This is a genomic window from Clostridium beijerinckii, from assembly GCA_003129525.1.
Taxonomy (GTDB): Bacteria; Bacillota; Clostridia; order Clostridiales; family Clostridiaceae; genus Clostridium; species Clostridium beijerinckii_D.
On record CP029329.1, the window covers coordinates 3,678,020 to 3,703,064 of the forward strand.

Annotated in this window: 16 protein-coding genes and 1 pseudogene; all 17 read right to left on the bottom strand. The window is 30.5% G+C overall.

All coding sequences use genetic code 11. The features are described from left to right. Positions 1 to 1,688 precede the first annotated feature (1,688 nt). Positions 1,689 to 2,075, bottom strand: coding sequence for a hypothetical protein (locus DIC82_16570; protein ID AWK52512.1), 387 nt, complete (start codon positions 2,073 to 2,075; stop codon positions 1,689 to 1,691). A gap of 43 nt (positions 2,076 to 2,118) precedes the next feature. Then, positions 2,119 to 2,199: pseudogene (locus tag DIC82_16575) on the bottom strand (peptidase P60). A 19-nt stretch (positions 2,200 to 2,218) separates the two neighbouring features. Continuing rightward, on the bottom strand, positions 2,219 to 3,973 hold the full coding sequence (gene ltrA / locus DIC82_16580; protein ID AWK53115.1) for a group II intron reverse transcriptase/maturase: 1,755 nt from the start codon (positions 3,971 to 3,973) through the stop codon (positions 2,219 to 2,221). Between the two features lie 1,926 nt (positions 3,974 to 5,899). Continuing rightward, positions 5,900 to 8,509, bottom strand: a complete 2,610-nt coding sequence (locus DIC82_16585; protein ID AWK52513.1) for a hypothetical protein — start codon at positions 8,507 to 8,509, stop codon at positions 5,900 to 5,902. A 1,579-nt stretch (positions 8,510 to 10,088) separates the two neighbouring features. Continuing rightward, positions 10,089 to 10,619 (bottom strand): hypothetical protein, encoded by a 531-nt coding sequence (locus DIC82_16590; protein AWK52514.1) that lies wholly within the window; start codon positions 10,617 to 10,619, stop codon positions 10,089 to 10,091. A 44-nt stretch (positions 10,620 to 10,663) separates the two neighbouring features. Continuing rightward, positions 10,664 to 11,431 (bottom strand): hypothetical protein, encoded by a 768-nt coding sequence (locus tag DIC82_16595; protein AWK52515.1) that lies wholly within the window; start codon positions 11,429 to 11,431, stop codon positions 10,664 to 10,666. Positions 11,432 to 11,700: 269 nt separating this feature from the next. Beyond that, the gene (locus tag DIC82_16600; protein ID AWK52516.1) at positions 11,701 to 13,311 is read right to left on the bottom strand and encodes an IS66 family transposase; all 1,611 of its coding nucleotides are present in this window, start codon (positions 13,309 to 13,311) and stop codon (positions 11,701 to 11,703) included. 99 nt (positions 13,312 to 13,410) lie between these two features. Then, a complete protein-coding gene (locus DIC82_16605; protein AWK52517.1) occupies positions 13,411 to 13,761 on the bottom strand; it encodes an IS66 family insertion sequence hypothetical protein in 351 nt (116 codons plus the stop codon). Further along, the gene (locus DIC82_16610; GenBank protein AWK52518.1) at positions 13,754 to 14,077 is read right to left on the bottom strand and encodes a hypothetical protein; all 324 of its coding nucleotides are present in this window, start codon (positions 14,075 to 14,077) and stop codon (positions 13,754 to 13,756) included. Before DIC82_16610 ends, DIC82_16605 begins: the two co-directional genes overlap by 8 nt. Positions 14,078 to 14,406: 329 nt before the next feature. After that, positions 14,407 to 14,940 carry a hypothetical protein gene (locus DIC82_16615; protein AWK52519.1) on the bottom strand — a complete coding sequence of 178 codons (534 nt, stop codon included), beginning with the start codon at positions 14,938 to 14,940 and terminating at the stop codon, positions 14,407 to 14,409. 114 nt (positions 14,941 to 15,054) lie between these two features. After that, the gene (locus tag DIC82_16620; protein ID AWK52520.1) at positions 15,055 to 15,579 is read right to left on the bottom strand and encodes a hypothetical protein; all 525 of its coding nucleotides are present in this window, start codon (positions 15,577 to 15,579) and stop codon (positions 15,055 to 15,057) included. Positions 15,580 to 15,732: 153 nt separating this feature from the next. Then, positions 15,733 to 16,263 carry a hypothetical protein gene (locus tag DIC82_16625; protein ID AWK52521.1) on the bottom strand — a complete coding sequence of 177 codons (531 nt, stop codon included), beginning with the start codon at positions 16,261 to 16,263 and terminating at the stop codon, positions 15,733 to 15,735. 332 nt (positions 16,264 to 16,595) lie between these two features. Further along, the gene (locus tag DIC82_16630; GenBank protein AWK52522.1) at positions 16,596 to 17,750 is read right to left on the bottom strand and encodes a hypothetical protein; all 1,155 of its coding nucleotides are present in this window, start codon (positions 17,748 to 17,750) and stop codon (positions 16,596 to 16,598) included. 1,879 nt (positions 17,751 to 19,629) lie between these two features. Then, on the bottom strand, positions 19,630 to 20,895 hold the full coding sequence (locus DIC82_16635) for an MFS transporter (protein AWK52523.1): 1,266 nt from the start codon (positions 20,893 to 20,895) through the stop codon (positions 19,630 to 19,632). 65 nt (positions 20,896 to 20,960) lie between these two features. Then, positions 20,961 to 23,606, bottom strand: coding sequence for a phosphoenolpyruvate synthase (locus DIC82_16640; protein ID AWK52524.1), 2,646 nt, complete (start codon positions 23,604 to 23,606; stop codon positions 20,961 to 20,963). 61 nt (positions 23,607 to 23,667) lie between these two features. Continuing rightward, complete coding sequence (locus DIC82_16645) at positions 23,668 to 24,282, bottom strand: TetR/AcrR family transcriptional regulator (GenBank protein ID AWK52525.1); 615 nt, start codon at positions 24,280 to 24,282, stop codon at positions 23,668 to 23,670. A 438-nt stretch (positions 24,283 to 24,720) separates the two neighbouring features. Then, positions 24,721 to 24,906, bottom strand: a complete 186-nt coding sequence (locus tag DIC82_16650) for a hypothetical protein (GenBank protein ID AWK52526.1) — start codon at positions 24,904 to 24,906, stop codon at positions 24,721 to 24,723. Positions 24,907 to 25,045: the final 139 nt, after the last annotated feature.

Genomic DNA, 25,045 nt, shown 5'->3' on the forward strand with positions numbered 1-25,045 from the left:
ATAAATTATAATTTTTCTATATCATTAAAATATATTATAACAATATTTACAATTATTTCATATACATTTTCATCTTCAATAAATAAGTATCATATGTTAAAGGAAGATATTAATACTATTCAAGCCCAAATATATCTACGACAATCAAAATAACAATAGATGAAGCTCCTTCTTCGCATTCTATATCTTCAGCTTGAAGTAATTAATATATTTTGAATAAACTCGCCATCGCTCGAACTTTAATGTTTCCTGCTTACCCCAAGCTCCAAATTTACTTCTAAACCCAGACACCAGAAAGAAACAACCCGCATAACCTTAAAGCTCCGCTTTAATCTTCTGCATTGTTACTTTCTTCCTAGGATACTTGTAGTGCAGCTAGTGACTTCAAGGCTTCGCCTTCAAGTCAAAGGAAGTAATAGACAAGCTTATTTATTATTTAGAATAATTTTATAATTGTGTTTATGTATTATTGCCATCAATAAATTATCTGCATTAAATCTTTTCTATTACAAAATCTTAACTCGCTTCGCTCAGACAAAGGAAGAAAAGTACAAGCTATATGTTATTAATTATGTTTTATTTCCATTCCATTCATTAAATCGTTAAAAATATTATCATGAGTATAGCTTGCACTTTTCCATAATCCTGTGGCCTGCGGCAGCAAGGAATAATTGTATTAGGAGCACTGCGTGCTCCTTGTGGCTGCGCCACTCTAGATATAAACTTTACACATCTGAATGCATAATTTTTATTTAACTATGTTTATGAGTATATAGTTAAATAAGAACATTACCAAGCTGCTTCTACTATATGTATAGGTAGTCTTCCTATATACGCATTTTCTAAAGGACAAGTCTTATTTAATAATCATTTGGGCGCCTTAATCCACCACCCAAAAATGGACAGGTCATACAGCTACAGACTTCTAAGTGCCTAAAAGTCTCCTCAATACTCGGAGCCTTTTATTCACTAAGAATCTGTACGCATTAGACTAGTCCATTGTTTGGGTTCCCGGTGGGGCGCATTGGTGCAGATGATAGTATTTCTATTTAATATGGTACATGATACATTGTGGTCCTTTGTATGGGGAAATTGTAAAATTGAAGATAGTATGCCAGACAAGCTGGCAATGGATTTGGGGGCTTAGACATGCCCTCACAATTGAATAAGAAAGTATTAGTACTGTGAGGGCATTTCTATCTTGTACTGGCTTAAGTTCATTCCATTAATGTTTAGCTTCATGGCTTTTCCGCTCTAAAAATCCAATCACTAAAAATAATAAAAAATATTACATGGAAATTATTTTTAATGATACGATTTTCAGAGCTGTTATCTATTTAAAATTATGTATAGGTATTCGAAAAGCCAGTACAAGACCGCCCCCTTCTTAGAAACTCTAGATAATCCCTCTTATTTAGTTTTTTCATATATCATGGTACATTTATTTAAAATATAGCTCAAGACACGCTTCGCTTTTGGTCTTGACCTATATTTTAAATAAATGGGTAAAGTTAATATGAAAAATCTATGTGATATTATGCTGCTCAGTTGGACATGCTGTTTTTTTAAGTGTTTCTGGATATTTATTAATAAGCCTTGTATTATTATCTTTCATCATGGGTTACTGGTGCTGAAGTGCTTGTCCTTATTATTGCTTTATTTTTAGGGGATTTCTCCCCTTATGTATTTTAATATGGTAATTTCTCATATGACAGGCTTTCTAATATATTTTCATGTTCTGCATTTACTTGTTTATAATATTCTTCACTAACTTTTTCTAAAGCTTCATTTCTTTCGGTTTCATAATCTATAAAACTTGCATCCTCAATTCTTGACCTAAATGACTTCCAAAATTCATAATCATCATTAGTAACACTAAATATTCCTTTCCTTCCTATATTCTTGTTATAGCTTAATTTCAGACCGTAAAGACTTAAAGGAGCACCAGCATACTCAATAATTATTGAGCCATCCTTTAACCTATAAGCCGTTTCTGAAAACTTAAATTCTTCATTATCATTTGAGTTTCTGTACTCTGCTATTAATATTTTTGATTCATATTTTCTCTTTTCCACTTTTATGACCACCTTTTCTTTTTAGTTCCTCTTCTCATACCAATAGGTAAGACTTTGAAGTTATCTCCATCTTTTCCCCTGGCTCACACCGTACGTGAGACTTTCACCTCATACGGCGTTCCAACAATATGTTATTTTTTTAATTAAATAATTGAATTTCCTACTAACTGTCTTAAAGAATTGACACGTTTTAACCCTTTTTCATCAAGGGACAATAAACCTAGATATTTTTCAATGATTTCTTGTTTGGTACAATGGATTAGCTTATGTGCTACTCTACTTATCCAAATTAGGTTTTTATACTCATCAGTACCACCATTACATTTCTGTTTCTTGTGGTGACACTCCATATTACCTATTTCTAAATCCAATCCTGTTATATAACATTTACCTTGTTGTCCTGCAATTAGAGATATTCTATTATCATCAAACTCAGCAGTATTATTTTCATTTACTATTCTTAATAGGTAGTCAACTAAATGTTTATAACCTCTAAGATTTTTATGAATTTTATCCCTACCTTGTTCTGTATAATTACATATATCTTGACTAAAGCTCATGGGTGGTTTTGTTCTACATCCGTAGATTGGAAATATAGTAATATCATTTATCGTTCTGATTTTTCCATTGTAATTTCCATACAAGCGTTTATAGGTTTCTGTAAATTTAGGCTTATCTGACATCCAACTCCTTAAACGTATTTCTAAGGTTTTTGTGACTAAGAAATTTATTTCACTAAAGTCTAGCGATATATAAGTTGCACTATTATAATAATTGTGACTTCCTAATATCATTGCGTTTAGTATTGATACTTCTTTACTACTTCCTTGCTTTTGGATTTTCTTTATTTGTTCCTTAAGCTTGTTAATAGTGTTCTTTTTAGCTTTATCGCACATTCTGCTTTGACAAACATATTTATTTGTTTTAGGTTTAACCATAAGTTTAAACCCTAAAAATTCTGTATAATTCTTTCTTAGATTGGTTATCTTAGATTTGTCTGGACTTATATCTAAATCAAGTCTCTCTTTTAACCATAATCTTGTAGCATTATAGATTTTCTGTGCAGTTTTATAATCCCTACAGAAGATTTTAAAGTCATCTGCGTATCTTACTAAATATATTTCTTTTAGCTTAGATGACCTTAATCCTCTATACTTGTGGTTTGACTTAGAATATTCATGTTCGGCTTCGAAGGTTTCCCATTGCGAGCTAATCCACCAGTCTAGTTCATTTAGTACTATGTTTGATAGTAACGGACTAATTATTCCACCTTGAGGAGTTCCTTTAGCTGGTATCCCTATTCCTTGTATTTCAGACTTTAATATTTTCCCGATTATACTAATCAAGTTTTTGTCTTGTATTCCCATGTTCCACATTTGTTTTTTTAACTTGCTATGATTAACATTGTCAAAGAAACCTTTGATATCAATATCCACTACATAGTGTAATTTGTTTTTATTCATTAAAAACATACTTCTAGCAATCGCATGGTCTGTTGATCTATTAGGTCTAAAACCATAATTGTGTTTATGAAACTTAGCTTCACATATGGGTTCTAGGACTTGTTTAATACACTGTTGAATAATTCTATCTTCTATACATGGTATTCCTAAAGGTCTAGTTTTACCATTTGGTTTAGGAATTTCAACACGCCTTACACTTTTGGGCATATAGTTGGCTAATTTTTTTTGAATGTGTTCAACAAATTTATCTGTTTCCATATCCTTAAAATAGCTTATATCAATATTATCAGTTCCAACTGTTGTTGAACCTTTATTTTTCTTGATGTTCCTATATGCGAGTAATATATTGTTTTTTGATGTTATGTATTGCACTAAATTTCTAAATTTTATGTTGTTACAAGATTTATTATACAAATTATCAAATATGTCTTGCATTGTGTAGTATTCATTATTTCTCAGTGATTGTCTTTTCTCTAATTTTAAGCGTTCCTCCAAGTCTGTTATTTCCTCCTTTTGTACAAGTACAATTTCAGAATTACATCTTTTAGTCTTACTCGAACCTTGAAATCATTCAATATTTAATTGTCAAATAACAATTGTCTAGTGGCTATTGCTAAACTATCATTACAATGGTTATTATAGCTTTATGCCACCACTCTCACTTAGATTAAAGTAAGTTATAGATTGCTCTTTTCCTTACCAATATTTCATCGGCAGTAAAACCTCAATATTCTAAGTTTTCCTTGTTCCGTTATTGCTATCTTTGCATATATCCGTAGGTCGTTAGTGTAAGCCTGTAAGCTTGATAATACCTTTAATATTATATGGATTTTCATAATATGGAATCTTACTCATCCACACTTACAACACATATGTGTTATATCCATTTCTAGTTATTTAAAATTTAGACCTGTACATTCCCAACTTCGTCAACTACTTTAGTAGCATACTAACCATAGATATTTTATAGACACCCGACCTATCACCACTTGACTACCTCTAGTTCATATTTCGTGGTATATTACTATACCTTACGGTGGCTCTCAGCCGACTTCACCGAGCTTTTAACCCTTTGTTGTTTACCCAACAAAACGCTAATCGGAGTATTAGTGGAAACCCTTCAAGACGTTACTCTATCATTTAATTTCTTGCGATAACAGTTCCAACTTCTGGATTTAACCAGTTAATTGGTCTAAGATTTTCACTTAGAAACAAGTCGCGCCCATATTTTTATTATGCCCACTTATAGAAATTTTAGACATTATTTATGTATAAAAAAAGCACCTTTTTAGGCACTTTCATTTTTTATAATTTATTCTCCAATACATAGTTTCATATATCCTCTTATGGCCTTACTTACGTCTTTTCCATTTCTATGACAATATGCTTCAAAGTCCTCATACAACTCAATTTCGCATTCCACGTGAAGCTGTTTCGTTGGAGGTTTTGCTTTTTTAATTTTCTTTTTATTTTCCATTGTTATTCCACTCCTTCTATGTCAAATAGTCTAGCCAATAATCCAAATTCTTATACTTAAATTGCTTTAAAAAATATACAAATAAGTACAAACTATTACGAATATTAGTTCGTATTTTAGGCAATAATTATAATATAGACATTTAGAAAGGATTTAAATAAGCATGAGAAATTTTTCATTTACAAAATGGCTTACTACTAAAGAAACTTTTAATTCATATGCACACTATAATGACTGGTTATCTATCTTATCAAAGGAAGAATGTAAAAAAACTGATTTATATTATCACGAAAAATATCAATATTTCTTAAATCACCTACAAACTGAATTGGATTAGCAGCATATGCTTTCCCCATCTCCTATATGAAAATACATACATGAAAGGGTTTGATTGAATGACATTTTCAACATGGCTTATAAAGGAAAAAGGCTTTATATCAAAAGCTCAATTTGATTCACTTGTAAATACTTTGCCATACTCGGGCAGAAGAAAATTAATTCAATACTATGAAATAGAATATAAACATTATCTTGATACAAGACCAATACAGCTTGAACTTGAAATAAAATAATCCTGAAGAGGACCTCTTCAGGATTATTTTAGTAGTTAATTCCACAAACTGCGGAATTAACTACTAAAATTATAGGACAAGCCTCTGTTGTTTTTTGGACAGATACTTAAGCTCCATATAAAATAAATATTGTACAGGGGTGAGTGATCGCAATCCCCTTTACAATATTTATTTTATATTGGTATAATTGCTTTCTAAAAAAACATTATTTTAGATAAACTGTGTCTTAATCACCAAAACTAAAGAATGCCTCAATCACAGATTGAATGCTTATAAACTTCTGTACCACCTTATAGTTATATAAATGTATTATTATTTTATCCCTAAGTTATCCATTCTCTCATTACTTATAAATTCTAAAAAATCTAGAGGAGTAATTTCCTCTTTTTTTAACATTTCTATCGCTTCTCCTCGCCATATAAGATTCCCTTTTCTACTAAAACTTCTTCTAATATTTCTTATTGCTGCAACCGCATGCATCGACCAATCAAGAAGTTTGTCCTTATTAACATAATAAAGAGAATCTGCATATTTAGCTGCTGATGGTTCTATTGAATTAGAATTTGTTATAAATATAGTTATTATTTCAGCATCTTCCTTTAACATTTTGACTTTTTGTCTAATCCAATCTGCATGCGTTCTGGCTTCTCTTATGTCTTTAAGCGGAATAGCTTTTTCACATGATTCATATATTTTCATTTCACAAACTATGCAAATATTTTCATTTATTATCCACCATGGATCTGGTGCTCCATCTTCAGAACTATTGCTTGCAATATATCCTAATAAATTTCCCAACATTTCATACCCTTGTTCAAATTTTATACCTTTATCATTTAATAGGTTCATAATTTTGGATATTTGTCTTTCAAACTTCACATTGCTTGTAGTTCCATATTTATATATTTCTTCTTCTATTCTTTCAATAGCATCTGCTGAATAATCATTTGTTTCTTCATTATGTGATAAGTTATCCTTAGATATTAATTTCCTAAACCAAGTAATTGAATCTGAACAAGCAGCTGCGTTGTTAAAATATTTGTTTGCCATATCTTTATATGATTTTTTCCCTTGCTTAAAAAGTATGTAAGATACACAACCTGCAGTATAATACCAAAAACCTCTATAACCTTTTAATTCACTTTCTTTTAAACAATTCAGTATATTTTCAATATACCCTAAAGCTTTTTCATAATCTTCTCTCCAAATTGCATATTGATATTTAACTTCATATTTTGCCGACTCCATTAAGGACACTAAACTCTCATTTTTCTCATTTCCATAATTACTTTTTATAAGTTCATCTCTATCCTGAACTATTCCTTGATTTACACTTTCCCACTCATCATCTTGACTTAAAAATATATTTAAATTCTCTATTATATCATCAGGAGTTTTGTATGTTTCGTACTGACTATATCCACATTGAATTTCAGCTTGTAGCTCTGGATTAAATTCATTTACTTTATTCATAGAGAATAATTCATTTATAATATCTTGTCCAATTATACACACTGCAGAATAGTCTATATCATTCCTTGTACATCTTCCAATTGCTTGAATTAACCTAGTTTTTATCCTTTCATTAAATAGCACTGAAGATGCCATTCTTTTTGTAATAAACTGCTCTTGTAATCCTATTGACTTAGGGACATTATAAATAATCAATAATCTACATTCTTCCTCTGCTAAATCTATTCCATCATATCTATTGGCTAATATTGCAATACCATGAGGAGACATTGTAAAGTTTTCTTTTGTTTTTTCAATGTCTTTGCTTAAAAAAACAGTATTTTGTGTTTCTTTTTGAAAAAATTCAGTTAATTCTTTAACCTTTGAATCGTTTTTTACTAATATTAATGTTCTATCCACATAATTGACCATTTTAATTAAAAGTTCATTCATATCTTCATCTCTAATAGACGCACTTGGAAATATAAAGAATCTTCTTCCCATAGCTTTTTTATCCCATCCATTTACCATTGCCAATTTTTTTATTTCAGAAATTCCAATAGCTCTTTCAAGTTCACCACTTATTCCTAATGTTGCTGACATATAAATTCTTTGTTTTGCATTTTTGAAACCGGGATTAGTTAATGTAGGTGGTATATATGGTCTTATCACAATTGTATAACTATTAATATAAAAGTTACATATATGCAGTTTATCTCTAATATTGGCCCAAGAATATTTATTGTTTCCGCTAATATTTTCATCAATTATAGTTTTGAGTTCTTCTATTTTCTCAAGTATTTTTGTATTAGGAATTTTATCGCACCATTCTATTTGATCCTCTATGTAATAATCCTCTGCCATTTTGCAATATGTTGAAGGCTCTAATATATCTTTAAGGCTTTCAACTAACATGCTAAATAATATGTGATTATCATTGTCATTTTTTATTTCTACACTCCAGTTGGATGCTATAAAATCCTCTGCTGAATGTGCATCGTCGAAAATTATTATGTCTGCATTTTTAAAAAATGAATTATTATTGAACAATGCACTATAAGTTGTTATAGCAATGCATTCTGCACGAATATATTTTGAACTTTCTATTGGATCATAATATTTCTGTTTTCCAGTAAGGGCAATAGTTTTAATTCCATATTTTGATGTGGCTTGCTCAACTACTTGATTGACAAGTTGTTTGTTAGGACATAAATAGACTACCTTTTCCTTATTTTTTCGTCTTCTAAATTCTCCAATTACTAATCCAATTAATGTTTTACCACTACCTGTTGGTAATTCTAATGCAACATTTTCATCATTGTAACCCTCACTCATATAATTATCAATTACTTCTGATTGGTAATTTATAATGCCTTTAATTTTTCTATTCTTGTAATCCGAATACATTTCTTGTGGTGTTTTAAAGTTGGTTGTCTCAGTTTTTCTTTTTATGAATGCCATAAACCTCATCCTTTCATAAATACTTAATATTTCTAATTTTTTTAATTTTTTTCTTTTTACCTATATTATATTACTTTTTTGAAAATAATGTCATCATATTTGCTTTTATTTCTATTTTATATAAATTTTAATAATTATACGATTTATTCTCATATCAATTGCGCCGTCAATGTGCATTCTTTTCTGTCTGTCATTATTATTAATGAGTGTTATTGAAGCGCAAGAAATCGTATCACTAAAAATAATTACTTCTTTAAATTTATTTCTATTATTTTTAGTGATTGGATTTCTTAAGCGGAAATAACGCCATTACTAATAAGGACTAGCAGGTAAGCATATACATTGTGGACCTGCCCTCGCCTTCCAATAAACTTTATTCCATACTGGTGAGGGCAAGTCCAAGGCGCCTTTCTTTTATGCGCATGCATCACATTACCAAAATTATAGATTAAACCAAATAGACTTCTCCATAATATACAATATAATTTCTTTTGCATAATCTTCTTATAGTTCATTGGATTTAAGGCGCAGCCTTTAATCCACTCACTACACTTAGAGCATCCTCTTAAGAAAGTGTCAATGTAATAACAATGGAGCAAAAGCTCCTTGTTATTACGCATTGACTCTTTCTGGAGTTAGAATTTAAAAAGCACATTTAGTGAATCCTCATTGTGAATAAAAACATTAACTTTCCTTGCCCTATCTTAAATATAACTAAATTCTTTTCATCTGCAGCATTATCTCCATTAACAGAAGCTTCATATGCCATATTAACACCATTCGTATTTTAAAAATCATAAACCATATTGCAAGAAAGAAGGCATGTACATTTTGCTAAATAACGTTTCCCGAAGTGTCAAAGCTGAAATTAAGGGATAAACCTTTATCTTTCAAAATCTTTGTAAATACAAAAAGACCATAAAAATTCATGGCCTTAGTATTTTAGCTTGGACATTTACGCAACAACGACTTATTTATCGAAGTGTGCATGCCTTCTACGCCCCATCGGGTGCGCAAACAAAGGACTGGTCTAATGCATAATAGCTTTTAGTATATAAGATGTTGAACCTTGTCGGAAAACTCCTATATGCTGATGACCTACCTCTTTTGGGGTGGTGGATTAGTTTTATAACTACCAATTTATTATGTTATAAATTTATAACCGCGTTATACTACTTACGCTTTTTTTGATTAATAGTTTTCTCATATACTTCTGTATATTCTTTAGATCTCATAACTCTTTCACACTTTTCACAAGAAAAACTTAAAATTCTTCAGGCAACACGCCTTTAAAATTTGCACTCCATGAAAAATAAACTATTAAAATGTATAGACTTCAGAGGAAATCTATAAGGCATATAGGCAAAATATTTAACTACTCAACAAGGTTGGTTCATAAAATTATAAATAAGTAATAATAAGATATTTCTTTTTTATTTCCATTTTGAATGAACTTTTATTATATAATCTGTGTTATTATTTGCAACAAAGCTTGTTACTAAATTTTCTTATTTACTTAAAACAAAGGGGCACAAAATAAATAGAGTAAGAATTAATAAAATACTTACTCTATCTAGTAATTATTGATTTAACTTAATTCTTTTAGTTTATCCTTTTCCAAACTACTAAAGAAAGTGTTATATTCTTCATCAGAATTAAACGTTGATTTTGGAATGGCGGAAACAAAATATACTGTCCTCTTTTTTTCATTTCTATAATAACCTTCTTTAACAATAAAAAGTGTATTGGGTAAAGAATAAATATCTCTAATATTATTTCTATTTAGTCTTGTTTTTTGATTATTAGAAATAAATTCAATGCTTTCTTTACTAATTTCTAATAAATTATTATTTAATTTTTTAAAATCCTTAATTAACCTAAAGAATAACACCTTTCTTAAAATAAAATATAGTATTACAGCCGATATTATATCCATTATCACTAATTCATCAAATTTTATATCTAGAATGACACTTCCTACAGCAATTATTATTAAATATAAAATTAGAAGTATAATCGCTGTGTTACTGATAATTTTTCTTATAAGCCTATTATTTTGACTAAATTTTTTCAAATCATTAATATTTTCTTTCATAAAGCCTCTTGCCTTATACTGCATAATCACTTGACTCCTTTTCTTTTGTAATTTATATACAATAAAATTTAAACGGATCTACTACTAATTGCTATAAGTTTTAATGCACCGGCCGCGAATAATTCTGGTAAATATATTCCTATAATTATAACTATTCCAGCACCAATACTATATAAAACTAATTTTCTCAATCCATTTATTTCAGTTACCGTAGCGGGTTCTGCCTCTAGTGGTACAGATGAATCCCCCCTATTAATATCATCTTTCTTAATATTTAAAATAATATCTTGATATATTGTAACTTCTTTATATGTTGTAAGGTATTCAAAAGTCACTTTTACTGTATCTATCTCATAGTCAATTTTATATTTTACATTATCATTTACTTGTGCTGATGCTCCAATTGAACTTATACTATCTGCTATATTTTGTGCAGTAAAATCAAATGTTATATTTGCTGAATTTAATCCATTAGTTATTTCACTAGATAATTCATTTGCAGAACCTACACTAAGGTTTAAATTTCCTGCTGCATTATATATGCTTTGCTCTAAAGAAACTTTTCCTGATACTTGTATTGAAGGAGATAGAAATATTGGTAATGCTTTTTCAAAATTGAAGCTAATGAAAGAAATAATAGAATTATGAAAAATTCCGATCGTCCCACTTAATCCTAACAACGCGCTTGCTAATGTATCTATCATTTTACCATTTTTATCTAGTACATAACTTTCTACAATAGTGTTAGCTGCCATGCTTCCTTCTTTGTGGCCAACGTCTGTTTCTTGATAAAAATAGTATGATACATCATCTAGACTTTGCCAACCAGTAGCCATTTCACCCTCATAAAAGAAGTAGTAATAATATTCCTCTATTAGTTTCCATCCTCGCTGTCACGGTGCTCTGATCTTTCTCTGACCTTTCTGCAATCTTCTCATCATTTTCAATCCTAGTTAAATCTCTCTGAGTTTCTATTTTGAGTTTTTATCTCTTGTTTTGTAAGCGTCAATGAATCGACGCGTAGCGGTAGCATAATTTAAGTGATAAAATAAACCCAACAGAAAAACTTATATTCTCTGTTGGGTACAATTTTATATAGAAATAATTATTTGGTAGTCTTAACGCGCAGTTCATCTGGAATGCTTTCAGACCATGGCATACATTTTTCTAGTATGTCCTTTTCCTTAACTTCTGAATTTGCAAACATTTCGAATAAATATACTAAATACTTTTCCACTGCTAAGCCATTGGCTTTAGCCGTTTCGGTAATACTATAAAGTACTGCACTTGATTTTGCGCCTTTTACTGTCTTGGAAAACATCCAGTTTTTTCTGCCAATTACAAATGGTTTTATAGCTCTTTCAGCTGCATTATTATCAATTTCAAGACATCCATTTGTCAAGAAAGTTCTCATATATGGCAACAACTTTTGAGCATATGCAAGAGCTTTACCTAAAGGACTTTTAGGAAGCGCATTAACAATTTCATTATCTACATATTCTTGAAATTTACTAAGAATGGGTGAAGATCTCTTGAGCCTTATTGCATGTCGATCACCATAATAATCATCACTACATATATATTGTTCCCTTAGATCCTTTTCAACTTCATAAAGTTGCTCACAATAATTAAACCCTTCTAATGCGTGAGACTGCTTTAGAGCTTCAGGGTTTAAGGTTGATATTATATCAAAGAATTTTCTTCGAATATGGGCCATACAATATAGTCTTTTTATATTCTTAACTTTATTATAGCCATCATATCCATCTGTTTGAAGATATCCAGAAAAACCTTCAAGAAATTCTTCAGCACAAGAGCCAGATCTTGTTTTCTGATAATCATATAAAATTATGTGGTTCTCTATGCCTCCGGAGCGATATAGCCACATGAACCTTTTTGAGTTGGAGTCTTTTCCGTTTTCTTCAATAACCTTCACATAGGTTTCATCGGCATGGATATAATTTCTTCTTAAGAGTTCCACTTTCATATAATCAAAAACAGGCTGAAGTTCATTTGCACAACTTATTATCCAGTTGGATAATGTCTGTCTTGAAAGATTAACATTCATCATCTTAAAATATGATTCCATTCTATATAATGGCATTGCATATTGATATTTCATGCTAACAACATGAGCTAATAATTCATTTGAAGCCATACTTTTATATAAGAAAGTATTTGGCATTTTTGCAGAAATTATATTGGCTTTATCAGCATCCGCTTCGCAATTTTTGCAAGCATATGTATATGAAACATGTTCTTCTATGTAAAGTTCTGCTGGCTTATATTTTAAAATTTCTTTTGATTTTTTACCTATTATAACTAGAACATTCCCGCATTTATCGCAAAATGTTTCAGAGTCAGTAAGTTTATGCTCAATTGTAACTCTATCTAGGCCGGATAAATTATCTTTCTTTCCTAAATGAGAAGATGATTTTTTTCTTGTATATGTAATTTCTTCAACGGAAGGCTCATCTATTTTAATATCACTGTTTTTTTCAGCATCATTAAAAAGTGAGAGCTGTCTCGAATCAACTTGTTCACTAGATTGTCCAAAAATTTTTCTGTTTTTATTAAGGATCTGTCCTTTAAGAAAAGCCAATTCCTTTTTTAAATCATCAATTTCTTTATCTTTTGATTCAATGTCTTTTTCCATTTTAGAAATCAATAATTTTGTTTTTTCATCAAGTTGATTTTCTAAATCTAAAATATCCATCCCTATACCTCACAACAAATATAGGCATATATTACCACAAAACCCTCAATTCCGAAACTTGTAAAAGTTCAAAATTAAGGGTTTACAGCGATATTTGTTTTAAAAGCTATTTCTTACTTCAATTGGCTTAAATTTAGACTTAGTTCTAACTTCATATCCCATAAGCAGCCATTTCAATTCTTCTTTGTTAATTTTAAGAGCTTCGTCTGGAGTCATCGGCCATTTCAATTTATTATTTTCAAGTCGAAAATAGTACAGCCAGAATCCTTCATCAAAGTGAAGTATCTTAATTCTATTCATTTGCCTATTGCAAAAAACAAACAAGGATTTTTCAAACGGATCCAGTTTTAGCTGCGTTTGCACAATCACGATTAGTCCATCAATACTTTTTCTCAAATCAGTTATTCCACACGCAAGATAAACTGTATTAACTTTATTAAGATTAAACATTTGTAATCAAATCCTTAAGTAAAGTGCTCAAAACAGCTATTTCATTAGCCGGTACGTATATTTTAGTGGCTCCTATTTCTATTATTATATTAGGTCTATCAGCTGGAACTACGGTGATTTCAGTTGTTACTTTTTCTTCTCTCATTGAAATTGCATGAAACTGTAAATTATTATCTTCATTCTTAAATTTCTTTTTATAGTAATGAAATTGACTTTTAGTAATGTGATTTGCATTGCAGAAAGTTCCTAACGTTCCTTCGTAAGAAGAAAAGGTAGCAACAATTTCTCTCCAATTTATCTTTTCATTATTATTCATGTAAATAAACCTCCATTGTTAAAATCTATGTTAATTTTAACAATGAAGGTTTATATTTATCTATCCGTTAATTTTTTTACGCTTACCTTGTTTTAAATTATTAGTTGCTTTAGTCATACTTTCGTTTCTCCTTAAATACTACGAAAACAACAAACAGCTATCAAAGGGAAATTTCAATGCCAGTTACTATAGGAAACATAGGGAATTCAGTAGAAATTCCTTTTTATATAATCATTTATTCCCTTTGATTTATTACTTATCTATTCTATAAAAAATAGAGAAAGTATGCATTTATTCTAATCCTACTTTCTCTATAATAAATTATATTTTTAATTTAATTCTTTTAGTTTATCTTTTTCTAAGCTATCTAAAAAAATATTACACTCTTCATTAGAATTAAATATAGATTTTGGAATAGCAACGACCAGATATCCTTTCTTCTTTTTTTCATTCTTGAAATAATCTTCTGTAATTATAAAAAGTGTATTCTTTAATGAATATATAGCCCTAATATTACTTCTGCTTATTCTTGTTATTTCATTATTAGAGATAAATTCAATTTTTTCTTCATTGATTTCTAATAAATAACTATTTAATTTTTTAAAGTATTTAATTAATCGAAAGTATATTCCTTGTTTAGAAATAAAGTATGCAACTAAAACAGATACTACATCTAGTGCAATAACTGCCTCATCAAATTTTATATTTAAAACAACACTTCCTATAGCAATTACTATTAAATATAAAATTAAAAGCACAGTTGTTCCGTTGTTTATAAACTTTCTCATAAACTTGTTAAGCTGACCAAATGCTTTCAAATCATCAATATTTTCTTTAACAAATCCATTTGCTTTGTATTTCATAAATACTCAATTCCTCTTCTTTCGTAATTTAAATTATTATTTTTATATAATAATGAACACTAAAATTTAAAATTGGCTAATTCTAGTTGCTAAGAGCCTAAATATTAAAAACTATTATTTTATCTTATTTGGGTCTAAACTGTTAAAAAATAGGTTGTAATCTTCATCTGAATTAAATATTGACTTTGGAATGGCAGAGAAAAAATATACTTTCCTCTTTAGTTCATTTCTATAATAACCTTGCGTAATAATAAAAAGTGTATTTTTTAATGAATATATAGCTTTAATATCACTTCTATTTAGTTTTATTGTTTGATTTTTAGAAATAAATTCAATACTTTCTTCATTTATTTCTAATAAATTATTGTTTAATTTCTTAAAATCTCTAATTAAACGAAGATATATTGATTTTCTAAAAATAATATATGCTATAAAAACAGATACTACATACACCACAATGACTATCGCATTGAATTTTATATTTAAAACAATACTTCCTATAAAAATTATTATTAGATATATAGCTAACACTATAGATGAAAAATTATTTAAAAATTTTTTTATTAATCTATTATCTGCAGCAAATATTTTAAAATCATCAATATTTTCTTTAATAAATCCATTCGCTTTATAATTCATAACTACTCGGCTCCTTTTCTTTTGTTATTGAAGTTTTTATTCTCCTTGGGGTACTACTGAAGTCCGAAGGGCTAAAGTTGCTATTAATTTTCACACAAAATAAATAGAGTAAGGATTTATAAAAAATGCTTACTCTATTTATTAATTATTGATTTAACTTAATTCCTTTAGTTTATCTTTTTCCAAACTATTAAAAAAAGTGTTATACTCTTCGTCTGAATTAAATATTAATTTTGAAATAGCAGCGGCAAAATATATATTTTTCTTTTCCTCATTTCTACAATAACCTTCTGTAATAATAAAAAATGTATGCTTTAATGAATATATAGCTCTAATATCACTTCTGTTTAGTTTTGTTATATCATTCTTAGAAATAAATTCTATACGGTCTTCGTTAATTTCTACTAAATGATTATTCAATTTCTTAAAATATTTAATTAAGCGAAAATATATCATCTGTCTAGCAATAAAGTATGCTACTACAACAGATATTATAGACATCGTAATAACTAACTCATCAAATTTTATATTTAAAATAATACTTCCTATAGCAATTATTATTAAATATAAAATTAAAAGCACACTTATAGCATTAGCTATGAACTTTCTCATGGTTTTGTCAGACTTGGTAAATGTTTTTAAATCATAGAGATTTTCTTTAGCAAAGTTATTTTTTTTATGCATTATAAATATTCCACTCCTCTTCTTTTGTAATCTAAATTAATATTTTTATATGAGTTAAATGGATCCAAGACTAGTTGCTAAGAGTTTAAATACACCCGCTGCGAGTACTTCTGGATAAAGTACTCCCGCAACTACAAGTATTCCAAAACCAATACCGAATAAAGCCAAGCTTCTTACTCCATTTATTTCAGTAATAGTGGCAGGTTCTACTGCTAATGGTATATATGAGTCACCTGTATTACTATCATCTTTCTTGATATTTAAAATAATATCTTGATAGATTGTAACATCTTTGTATGTTGTAAGATATTCAAAGGTTACCTTTACTGTATCTATTGCATACTCAATTTTATATTATCATTAACTTGTGCTGATGCTCCAATAGCACTTATACTATCTGCTATATTTTGTGCAGTAAAATCAAATGCTATATTTGCTGATGATAATCCATTAGTTATTTCATTAGATAGTTCATTAGCAGAACCAACAGTAAGATTTAAATTTCCAGTTGCATTATATATGCTTTGCTCTAAAGAAACTTTTCCTGATACTTGTATTGAAGGAGATAGAAATATTGGTAATGCTTTTTCAAAATTGAAGCCAATGAAAGAAATAATAGAATTATGAAAAATTCCAATCGTCCCACTTAATCCTAACAACGCGCTTGCTGATGTATCTATCATTTTACCATTTTTATCTAGTACATAACTTTCTACAATAGTGTTAGCTGCCATGCTTCCTTCTTTGTGGCCAACGTCTGTTTCTTGATAAAAATAGTATGATACATTATCTAGACTTTGCCAACCAGTAGCCATTTCACCCTCATAAAAGAAGTAGTAATAATATTCCTCTATTAGTTTCCATCCTCGCTGCATCTTTCCACTTTCATCAAAATAGTACCATTTATCTCCTAATTGTAACCAACCTATAGCAGTCTCTCCTGTTGAAAAAGAATAATACCAAGTACCATCTAGATCTAACCATCCAATATGCAACTCACCGCTTTCACTAAAATAATACCATCCACCATCAATTTTAGCCCATTCTACTGACATTTGTCCATTTGAATAGAAGTGATATGTTTTACCATCTAGATTTTGCCATCCTGTTGCCATCTGTCCACTATAGAATAAGTAATAATAGAATCCTCCTAGGTAGAGCCACCCCCTTTTCATAGCTCCACTACTTTCAAAATAATACCAATAGGAGTCAATGAGCCTCCATCCAGTAACTTTTTGTCCATTTACATAATAATACCATGTATCACCATCTTTAACCCAGCCATTTACTACAGCGTTTGATATTGGTAGACTATTTGGCATTATCAAACCTTCAGTTTTAGTATCAGTGTTATCATTGTTCATGCTTTCTTTGTCAACAGTACTACTATTATCCATTAAATTCTCTTTTTCGTCTGCTAATTTATTATTTTGTAATTCTTTTTTATCACTACTCATATTATACATCTTCCTAGTTATTATTTTCATTATATAAACATTCCATATATGTTACATTTATTACAATTAATAATAATTATTATTAACTATTTAATGATTTCAAATAGTATTTTCTAATACAACTAGATCGCTATATTTCTTTGCAATGAGCTAATGAACATATAAAGTATTTACAAAATGATTGAAGGCTATAGCTGAATAGCTGTAGCCTTTAATCCCATCACCACACTTAAATTAATATCTTAAGAAAGTGTCAATGTAATGCTAATGAGCAAAGCTCTTTGGTATTGCGCATTGACTCTTTCTAGAGTTAGAAATTCGAAGTAAATTTAAAGCCTTCACTTTGAAGAGAAAACATTAACTTTCCATTACTATTTCTATTTTCACTAAAAACTCTTAGCTGCGTATACAACATTATCTATGGTAAAAGAATGAACTAAAATGCATTGGAATACCTTCTACATCTACATCATCTACACCATTAAAGCTAAATACCACAAAGAAGGCATGTAAATTTAGCTAAATAACGTTTCACGAAGTGTTCCATCTGAAATTAAAGAATAAACACTAATTTTTCAAAATCTCCATAAACACAAAAGGACCATAAAAATTCATGGCCTTAAATATTTTAGCTTGGACATTCTCGGGACAACGACTTATTTAGCGAAGTGTGCTTGCCTTCTGCGCTCCATCGGGTACCCAAACAAAGGACTAGTCTAATGCATAGAAATTCTTAACTTATATGAGGTTGGAGCTTGCCGGAATACTCATATAAGTTTAGAAGTTCTAGCTAATGACCTGTCCTTTTTTGGGTGGTTGATTAAGGCGCCCCAATAATTATCTATATTAAAACTTCTACTATAGAAACTACGTATAAATAATAAATCTATATAATAGATTACAAAACATGCTTTATTGTACACAAAAAAAGATTGGAGCGCCAGCTCCAATAAATATATTTTAAATTGTCCCGCCCTTTAGGGCTAGGACAATTTCCTTGCTGCCGCAGGCCATAAAAACAATAAAAAGTGCAAGCTATAAAACCTACACTTTAGTCTCACATATAAATTCTAAACATAATAGACTAAAAAACATTAGTTTCTATAAAAAGCTTGTACTTTTCTTCCTTTGTTTGAGCGTAAGCGAGTTAAAATTAAGGTAATAGGTAAGCTTTATTGTAGATACTTAGAATTTAATATTTATACAATATTAACATACTTTTTAATAAGTATTTAAATCAATAATATAAGCTTGTCTATTACTTCCTTTTACTTGAAGGCGTAGCCTTGAAGTCACTTGAGCTTCACTTTAAAACAACCTGATAAGAAAGTAACAATGCAATAGCTTGAAGTGGAGCTTCATGGTATTGCGGATTGTTTGTTTCTGGTCCGCAAGTTTTAGAAGAGAATTTGGAGCAAAGTAATAGCATAAAACATTAACGTGTTTCAGCTTGGACATTCAGCTTTCTCATTATATATATTAACTCCTAGTTGTATGAATAATTGGTAGTTGGATTCTGCTCAAAATTTCATCTTATCTATGATACTGTCAGACTAAATATTTTTAAGCTTATCCATATGGAAAGCCCTAAACGTTTCTGTCGAGTGTTTCATTGGTGAAAGCGAGGGGTAGTTATAGAAATCCACTATTAATTAATATTATATGGAACACTATCCTCATACTTATGTTAGAATTTAATCATAATTCCTTTCTAAACTAATCTGTTTTCTATTTTATCAGCTCTTACTATCATTCTAAAGTAAAACATACTATAAAGTATATTCCATAATTTTGGGTAGAAAAAAAACATAATATATTTGGTTCTTTTAAATACTTTTATTCTATTTTAATATTACTTTTATAAATAATGCTACGAAGCTAAGTCCACGCAGCATTTTCTATACTTATACTATTTTGCACCCCTTATCCTATTCAAAACCGTCGCCAAGAAACCAATTGTAATCATCATCATCAAAATTGTAGTAATAAGCATCGTCCAATGTATGGTCGATCTACTTAAGATCATTCCATAGATCAGCGCACCAAAGGGCATCCCCCCTTTTGTAATCATCCCTACAATGGAAAATATACGGGACATGTATTCGTTAGGGGTTACTTTTTGGATAAAGGCTTGCACCGGAACACTGATAAGCATACATGCAATGCTCAGAATACCAAGAACTATGGAAAGCAATGCAACATAAAGCATGCTGCCTTTTCCAATTACTGATAAACTAGCTGGAAATAGTAGAACTGAAAAAATAAGCATAGTACCCATCAGGATATAACAGCCCATAAAAATAGGTTCGCTTACTTTTTTATCTTTCCCAAATACTGTACCTACAAGAATGCTCCCAATGAGCGCTCCCAAAATGAATACCATCTGCAGATAACCATATTGTGTATCTGTGTAACTAAGTTTTGTTCTGAAAAATAACGGCAATATCACAGTAAATATTGGCTGAATCAATGCAAATATTATAAAAAAGAATATACACATTCTACTAATTATTTTATTTCCTAAGATAAATCGGACTCCATCAGACAAATCTGCGGCAAATCCTGCACTGCCAGTAACTGATTTCCGTTTTACATGTTTATATTTAATGAAAACTTCACAGACTCCTGAAATCAGAAAGGATATACCATTGATTAAAAACAGTACGGTTATACCTAATTTTACATACAATACAGTGCCGATAACAGGACTAAGTAGTCCAGTCAAGGTCCTGAGGGATTCAACTGTTGAGTTAGCCCTTATAAGTTTTTCTCCTTGGATAAGCTGTGGCAGCATTCCCTTTGAAGCAGGATCAAAGAATCCATACAGAAGCGATGCTATTACTTGCACTGATAACAGCAAAGCAAGATTCATTTTCCCCAAATGAGAACAAGCAGCCAAAGCAAGTATCACTACTCCGCTTAGTAGATCAGCTCCTATCATTATAGATTTTCTGTTCAGCCTATCTCCAAAGACCCCAGCGAAAGGGTATATGACTAGAGCTGGCATCAAAGCCAGGAAGGTAAAGAGCCCTATAGTAGCTGCTGAGCCACCAATATCAATGATATACAAGGGCATAACTACCGCCTGAACTCCTGTTCCTGTATCAGATACAATTCTGCCAAGCATAAGAATCATAAAATTTTTATTTAGAATCTTCTTATTTTCATTCATCATAGCAGCACCTCGATTCAATCTATGAAAGCGGCCGTAATTCAGCCGCCTTCATAGATTAATATTATTTATCCTTTTTTCCCATTGCTCCACTCAAGTATTTCTACATACCCTTCTGTTCCATTTACCCTGATTCTCTGTCCATCTTTTATAAGCTTTGTAGCATTCTCTACGCTAACCACTGCTGGAAGTCCATATTCTCTTGCAACAACTGCTCCGTGGGTCATCATTCCGCCAACCTCTGTAACCAATCCCTTGATACTCACAAACACTGGTGTCCAGCTAGGATCAGTAAAAGTAGTAACTAGAATATCCCCTTCCTCGATATTAGCGTCCTCGATTCTTAGTATCACTCTTGCTCTGCCTTCAATGGTACCTGTTGATACAGCTACACCCGCCAAAGCACCTTCAGGAATCTTACTTGTGTCGTATTGACTTGATATAATTTCTCCATCGGATGTAATTACACGAGGAGGTGTAAGCTTCTCATAAATTTCATAGTCTTCTCGTCTTTTCTGTATGATATTGTAATCTAATTTATTGGTTTTAATAACCTCTCTTAGTTCTTCATATTCAAGATAGAATATATCACCTGGTTCCTTTATGAGCCCCTGCTTTATTAAGCTTTCAGCTTCTTTCATAATAACCTGCTTCACAATCCATTCATACCAAATTAAGGTATACTTGTTAAACTCACGATATCCAGCATAATTACGAAGAACACTAATTGCCTTCTTTGCCTTTTTAGCTTTTCCTCTGCCTCCTGGCATCTTTTCAAGCTTTCTTAAAATATCTTCCTCCTTCTCTTTAGCTTCCTTGAGTCCCTGCTCAAATTTAGCTTCATGAGCATTAGGAGGGTAAACCTTAATATTGCCCAAGATCAATGGGACCAAAATCGTTGGTTTTTCATTCCATCTAGTTTTGCTTATATCTATTTCCGCAGAACAGCGCATGCCGTATTTCTTAAGGAATTCTCTTATAGCATCCCTTACTTCAATTCCTCCTGGGAGTTCCATAAGGTCTTCAAAAAAACTTTCATCCTTAGGATTTTCCAAATATTTAATTACCTCTGGATGCTTTCTCACTACATCTGATACATCCAAAAGTTCAAGTCCCATTTCTGAAGTAACATTGTTTGATACAGATTGAGCAAGAGTATCCGCTAGATTCTTTTCTCCCAGCCATTTTCCCAGATTCTTATTAAGCCAGCTAGATGCATAAGCTCCAGCAAAAACAACTCCATAAGTGTCCATCATATTGTCCTTTATTTTAACCATGCTCTTCTCAATAAAATCAAAGAGCTCCATACCTGAAATCTTTAGTACCTGCTGCTCTAAATCTGTCATCATTGCCCTGCTGCGAGCCATATAGAATTCTGCAATTGCAGGATCATTCTTCCTGTAGCATTCTATAGTTTTAGCAAGCCACCTAATAGCCAGTTTTGCAGAAACCATTGGTTTCTTTGATTTATAAAGATTTTTCATAATATCTTCTCGTTTTAAAACATTGTAATAGGCATTCTGCATAAGAACATCTATTGTGGCAAGGCCTTTAACAAAAGACTTTCTCATAATAGGTGATCGTAATTCATTTGATGAATCTACATATATTCTTCCGCCTGCATAGTACATTGGTGAATCTACCATCATCTTAAATAAAGCCGCAAAGAAGGTCATACTTAAGGGTGACATTGCCTCAGTCATCATCTGACGGTGCCCAAAAGAAAAGAATACGTGGGTTTTATCATCCTTAACTTCCGGTACAGGATATAAGGTAGTAATAGGACGACTTTGAACAATATATATCTTATCTTCATAGAGACACCATTCTATATCCTGTGGGCGACCAAAATACTTTTCTATTTTTCTTCCAGTTTGTTCAAGCTGTAAAATCTGCTGATCTGTTAGAGTTTGAGTATTCTGACGATCAGCATCAATGTTTCTTTGCTCAGTCCCACCTTGAGGAATTCCATAAATGGCTATCTTCTTAGTAGATATCTTTTTATCTATAATCTTGCCTTCCTTCACTATATATATATCTACATTCACAAGGCCTGACACTAGAGCTTCTCCAAGGCCGTAGCTTGCATCTATAGAGAGAACCTTTCTATTGGCGCTTATAGGATCTGCTGTAAACATAATTCCTGAAGCCACTGGGAAAACCATCTTTTGGATAACTACAGAAAGATATACCTTACGGTGGTCAAAGTTATTCTGCATACGATAGATTACCGCTCTATCTGTAAATAATGATGCCCAGCACATGCTTACATGATGAAGGATAGCATCTTTTCCTATTATATTTAAATAAGTGTCCTGTTGTCCTGCAAAGGAAGCCAGAGGTAAATCCTCAGCAGTAGCACTGGAACGAACCGCATAAGCATTCTTTTCACCAAACTTTTTAATAAATGCTACTATCCCTTCATCTATATCTTTTGGAATAGTGATATCTTCGATTAGTCTGCGGATTTTTCCACTGATTTCACCTATTTTTTCTCTATCTTCTACCTTAAGCTGAGATAATTCTTCTAAAAGCCTATTAAACTCATTATTATTCTCAATTATTTTTTTATAGGCTTCAGTAGTAACACAAAAACCTTCAGGAACCTGTATCCCTTCAATTTTTGAAAGCTCTCCAAGATTAGCGCCTTTTCCTCCTACTACTGGAAGCTGTGATTTATCAATGTCTTTAAAGCTCAATAAATATGAATTCATAACTATTCTCCTCTTAAATATTATTTATTGAAAGTAATTTTACATTCCCTACTAACAGTTTCTACAAATATTCTTCTCTGTAAAAGTTGCTTTTAAGCATATCCAAACATCTATTAAATTCATCCAGCATATTATCAAAATTAATTTCTTCTTTATTAGACATTTCTTTTGTATACCCTTCTGCCATCCACAAGAGCATTTTCATAAGAAGCCTAAGATCTACCCCCTCTTTAAACATGGAGGTATCCATGCCATCAAAAGCTATTTTATTTCTAAAATCTTCTGAACCAGCAAAGATATCTTTTAAATCCTCCTTTACCTCTTCATCATTTTCAAAATAAGCACTAGCTAAAAAGGAAGGTATTGCAGCATGTCTTTTCATGGCTGAAATTTCAATGTTGGATGACATTTTAATCCTGTCAAAGAAGTCAGTAACATTGTTGTCAAACTTTTCATTTACTTCATTTATCATGATAGTGCCGCATAGATTAATCAAATATAAATATAATGCTTTTTTTGTGCCAAAATAGTGAAACACCATAGCCTTTGATATTCCTGCAGCAGCAGCAATATCGCTTATAGAAGTCTTTTTGTAGCCATTAGTGCCGAAAGTTTTTAAGGCAGCATCTATAATCGTGTTTTGCTTTTCTTTGGGCAAATTTGAGAATTTATCCAAAATTCCACCTCCTTCACTTTATCAACCGAATCGGTTAATATGATTATAGCTTCATAAACCGATTCGGTCAATAGATTTTTACTCTAAATTTTTATTTATCTAATATAAAATAATAAGTAAACTTTATGTCATATAACTCTAAATTAGAAAACCGTATTGGATTTCTCCAATACGGTCGTATCTATTCGTGAGTTTCATTGGTGGAGGCGAGCCTCGTTGAACCCCTCACTAAAGAATACATTCTTTATATTATAAATGATCTCAACTTCCAATTATAGACATTCTAAGAATATGGTTTTATTATTATATATTAGACCATATATTCCATTATAATCCACTATTTTCTAATATGAAATAATTATCTCTTTAATCCAATAAAAACTGAAACAAAAATAAAGATGTATCAACATTCATTTAATGCAAATACATCTCTATTTCTTAAATATTATCTTTGTTCATTATATTATTAATTATTATATTCTCTAGATCTTTATTAAAAATCATATACTTTTGGAAATATTTTATTATTCCTATCACATATCCAACTGTTATTAATAATACCACTACACTTCCTGCTAATATAAACAATACTAAATTATATAAATTATTAATTGTCTCAATCATAAATTATCCATCCTTTTTTATCTTAAGTAATTGCCTCTTTAATAAATGTTTATTAATAAAATAATTTCTTTTATGAATGTAATATATACTATTTATCCATATATCCTTTATGAAAATAAAATAAAGGAGGAAAAAAACT

Coding starts and splice junctions, on each gene's coding strand:
- DIC82_16625 (AWK52521.1), bottom strand. CDS start 16,263: ATGCATAAAAAAAATAACTTTGCTAAAGAAAATCTCTATGATTTAAAA.
- DIC82_16635 (AWK52523.1), bottom strand. CDS start 20,895: ATGATGAATGAAAATAAGAAGATTCTAAATAAAAATTTTATGATTCTT.
- DIC82_16610 (AWK52518.1), bottom strand. CDS start 14,077: ATGAATAATAATGAAAAGATAAATTGGAGAGAAATTGTTGCTACCTTT.
- DIC82_16605 (AWK52517.1), bottom strand. CDS start 13,761: ATGTTTAATCTTAATAAAGTTAATACAGTTTATCTTGCGTGTGGAATA.
- DIC82_16595 (AWK52515.1), bottom strand. CDS start 11,431: ATGGCTACTGGTTGGCAAAGTCTAGATGATGTATCATACTATTTTTAT.
- DIC82_16640 (AWK52524.1), bottom strand. CDS start 23,606: ATGAATTCATATTTATTGAGCTTTAAAGACATTGATAAATCACAGCTT.
- DIC82_16590 (AWK52514.1), bottom strand. CDS start 10,619: ATGCAGTATAAGGCAAGAGGCTTTATGAAAGAAAATATTAATGATTTG.
- DIC82_16600 (AWK52516.1), bottom strand. CDS start 13,311: ATGGATATTTTAGATTTAGAAAATCAACTTGATGAAAAAACAAAATTA.
- ltrA (AWK53115.1), bottom strand. CDS start 3,973: ATGCAAGACATATTTGATAATTTGTATAATAAATCTTGTAACAACATA.
- DIC82_16650 (AWK52526.1), bottom strand. CDS start 24,906: ATGATTGAGACAATTAATAATTTATATAATTTAGTATTGTTTATATTA.
- DIC82_16615 (AWK52519.1), bottom strand. CDS start 14,940: ATGAAATACAAAGCAAATGGATTTGTTAAAGAAAATATTGATGATTTG.
- DIC82_16585 (AWK52513.1), bottom strand. CDS start 8,509: ATGAGGTTTATGGCATTCATAAAAAGAAAAACTGAGACAACCAACTTT.
- DIC82_16630 (AWK52522.1), bottom strand. CDS start 17,750: ATGAAAATAATAACTAGGAAGATGTATAATATGAGTAGTGATAAAAAA.
- DIC82_16620 (AWK52520.1), bottom strand. CDS start 15,579: ATGAATTATAAAGCGAATGGATTTATTAAAGAAAATATTGATGATTTT.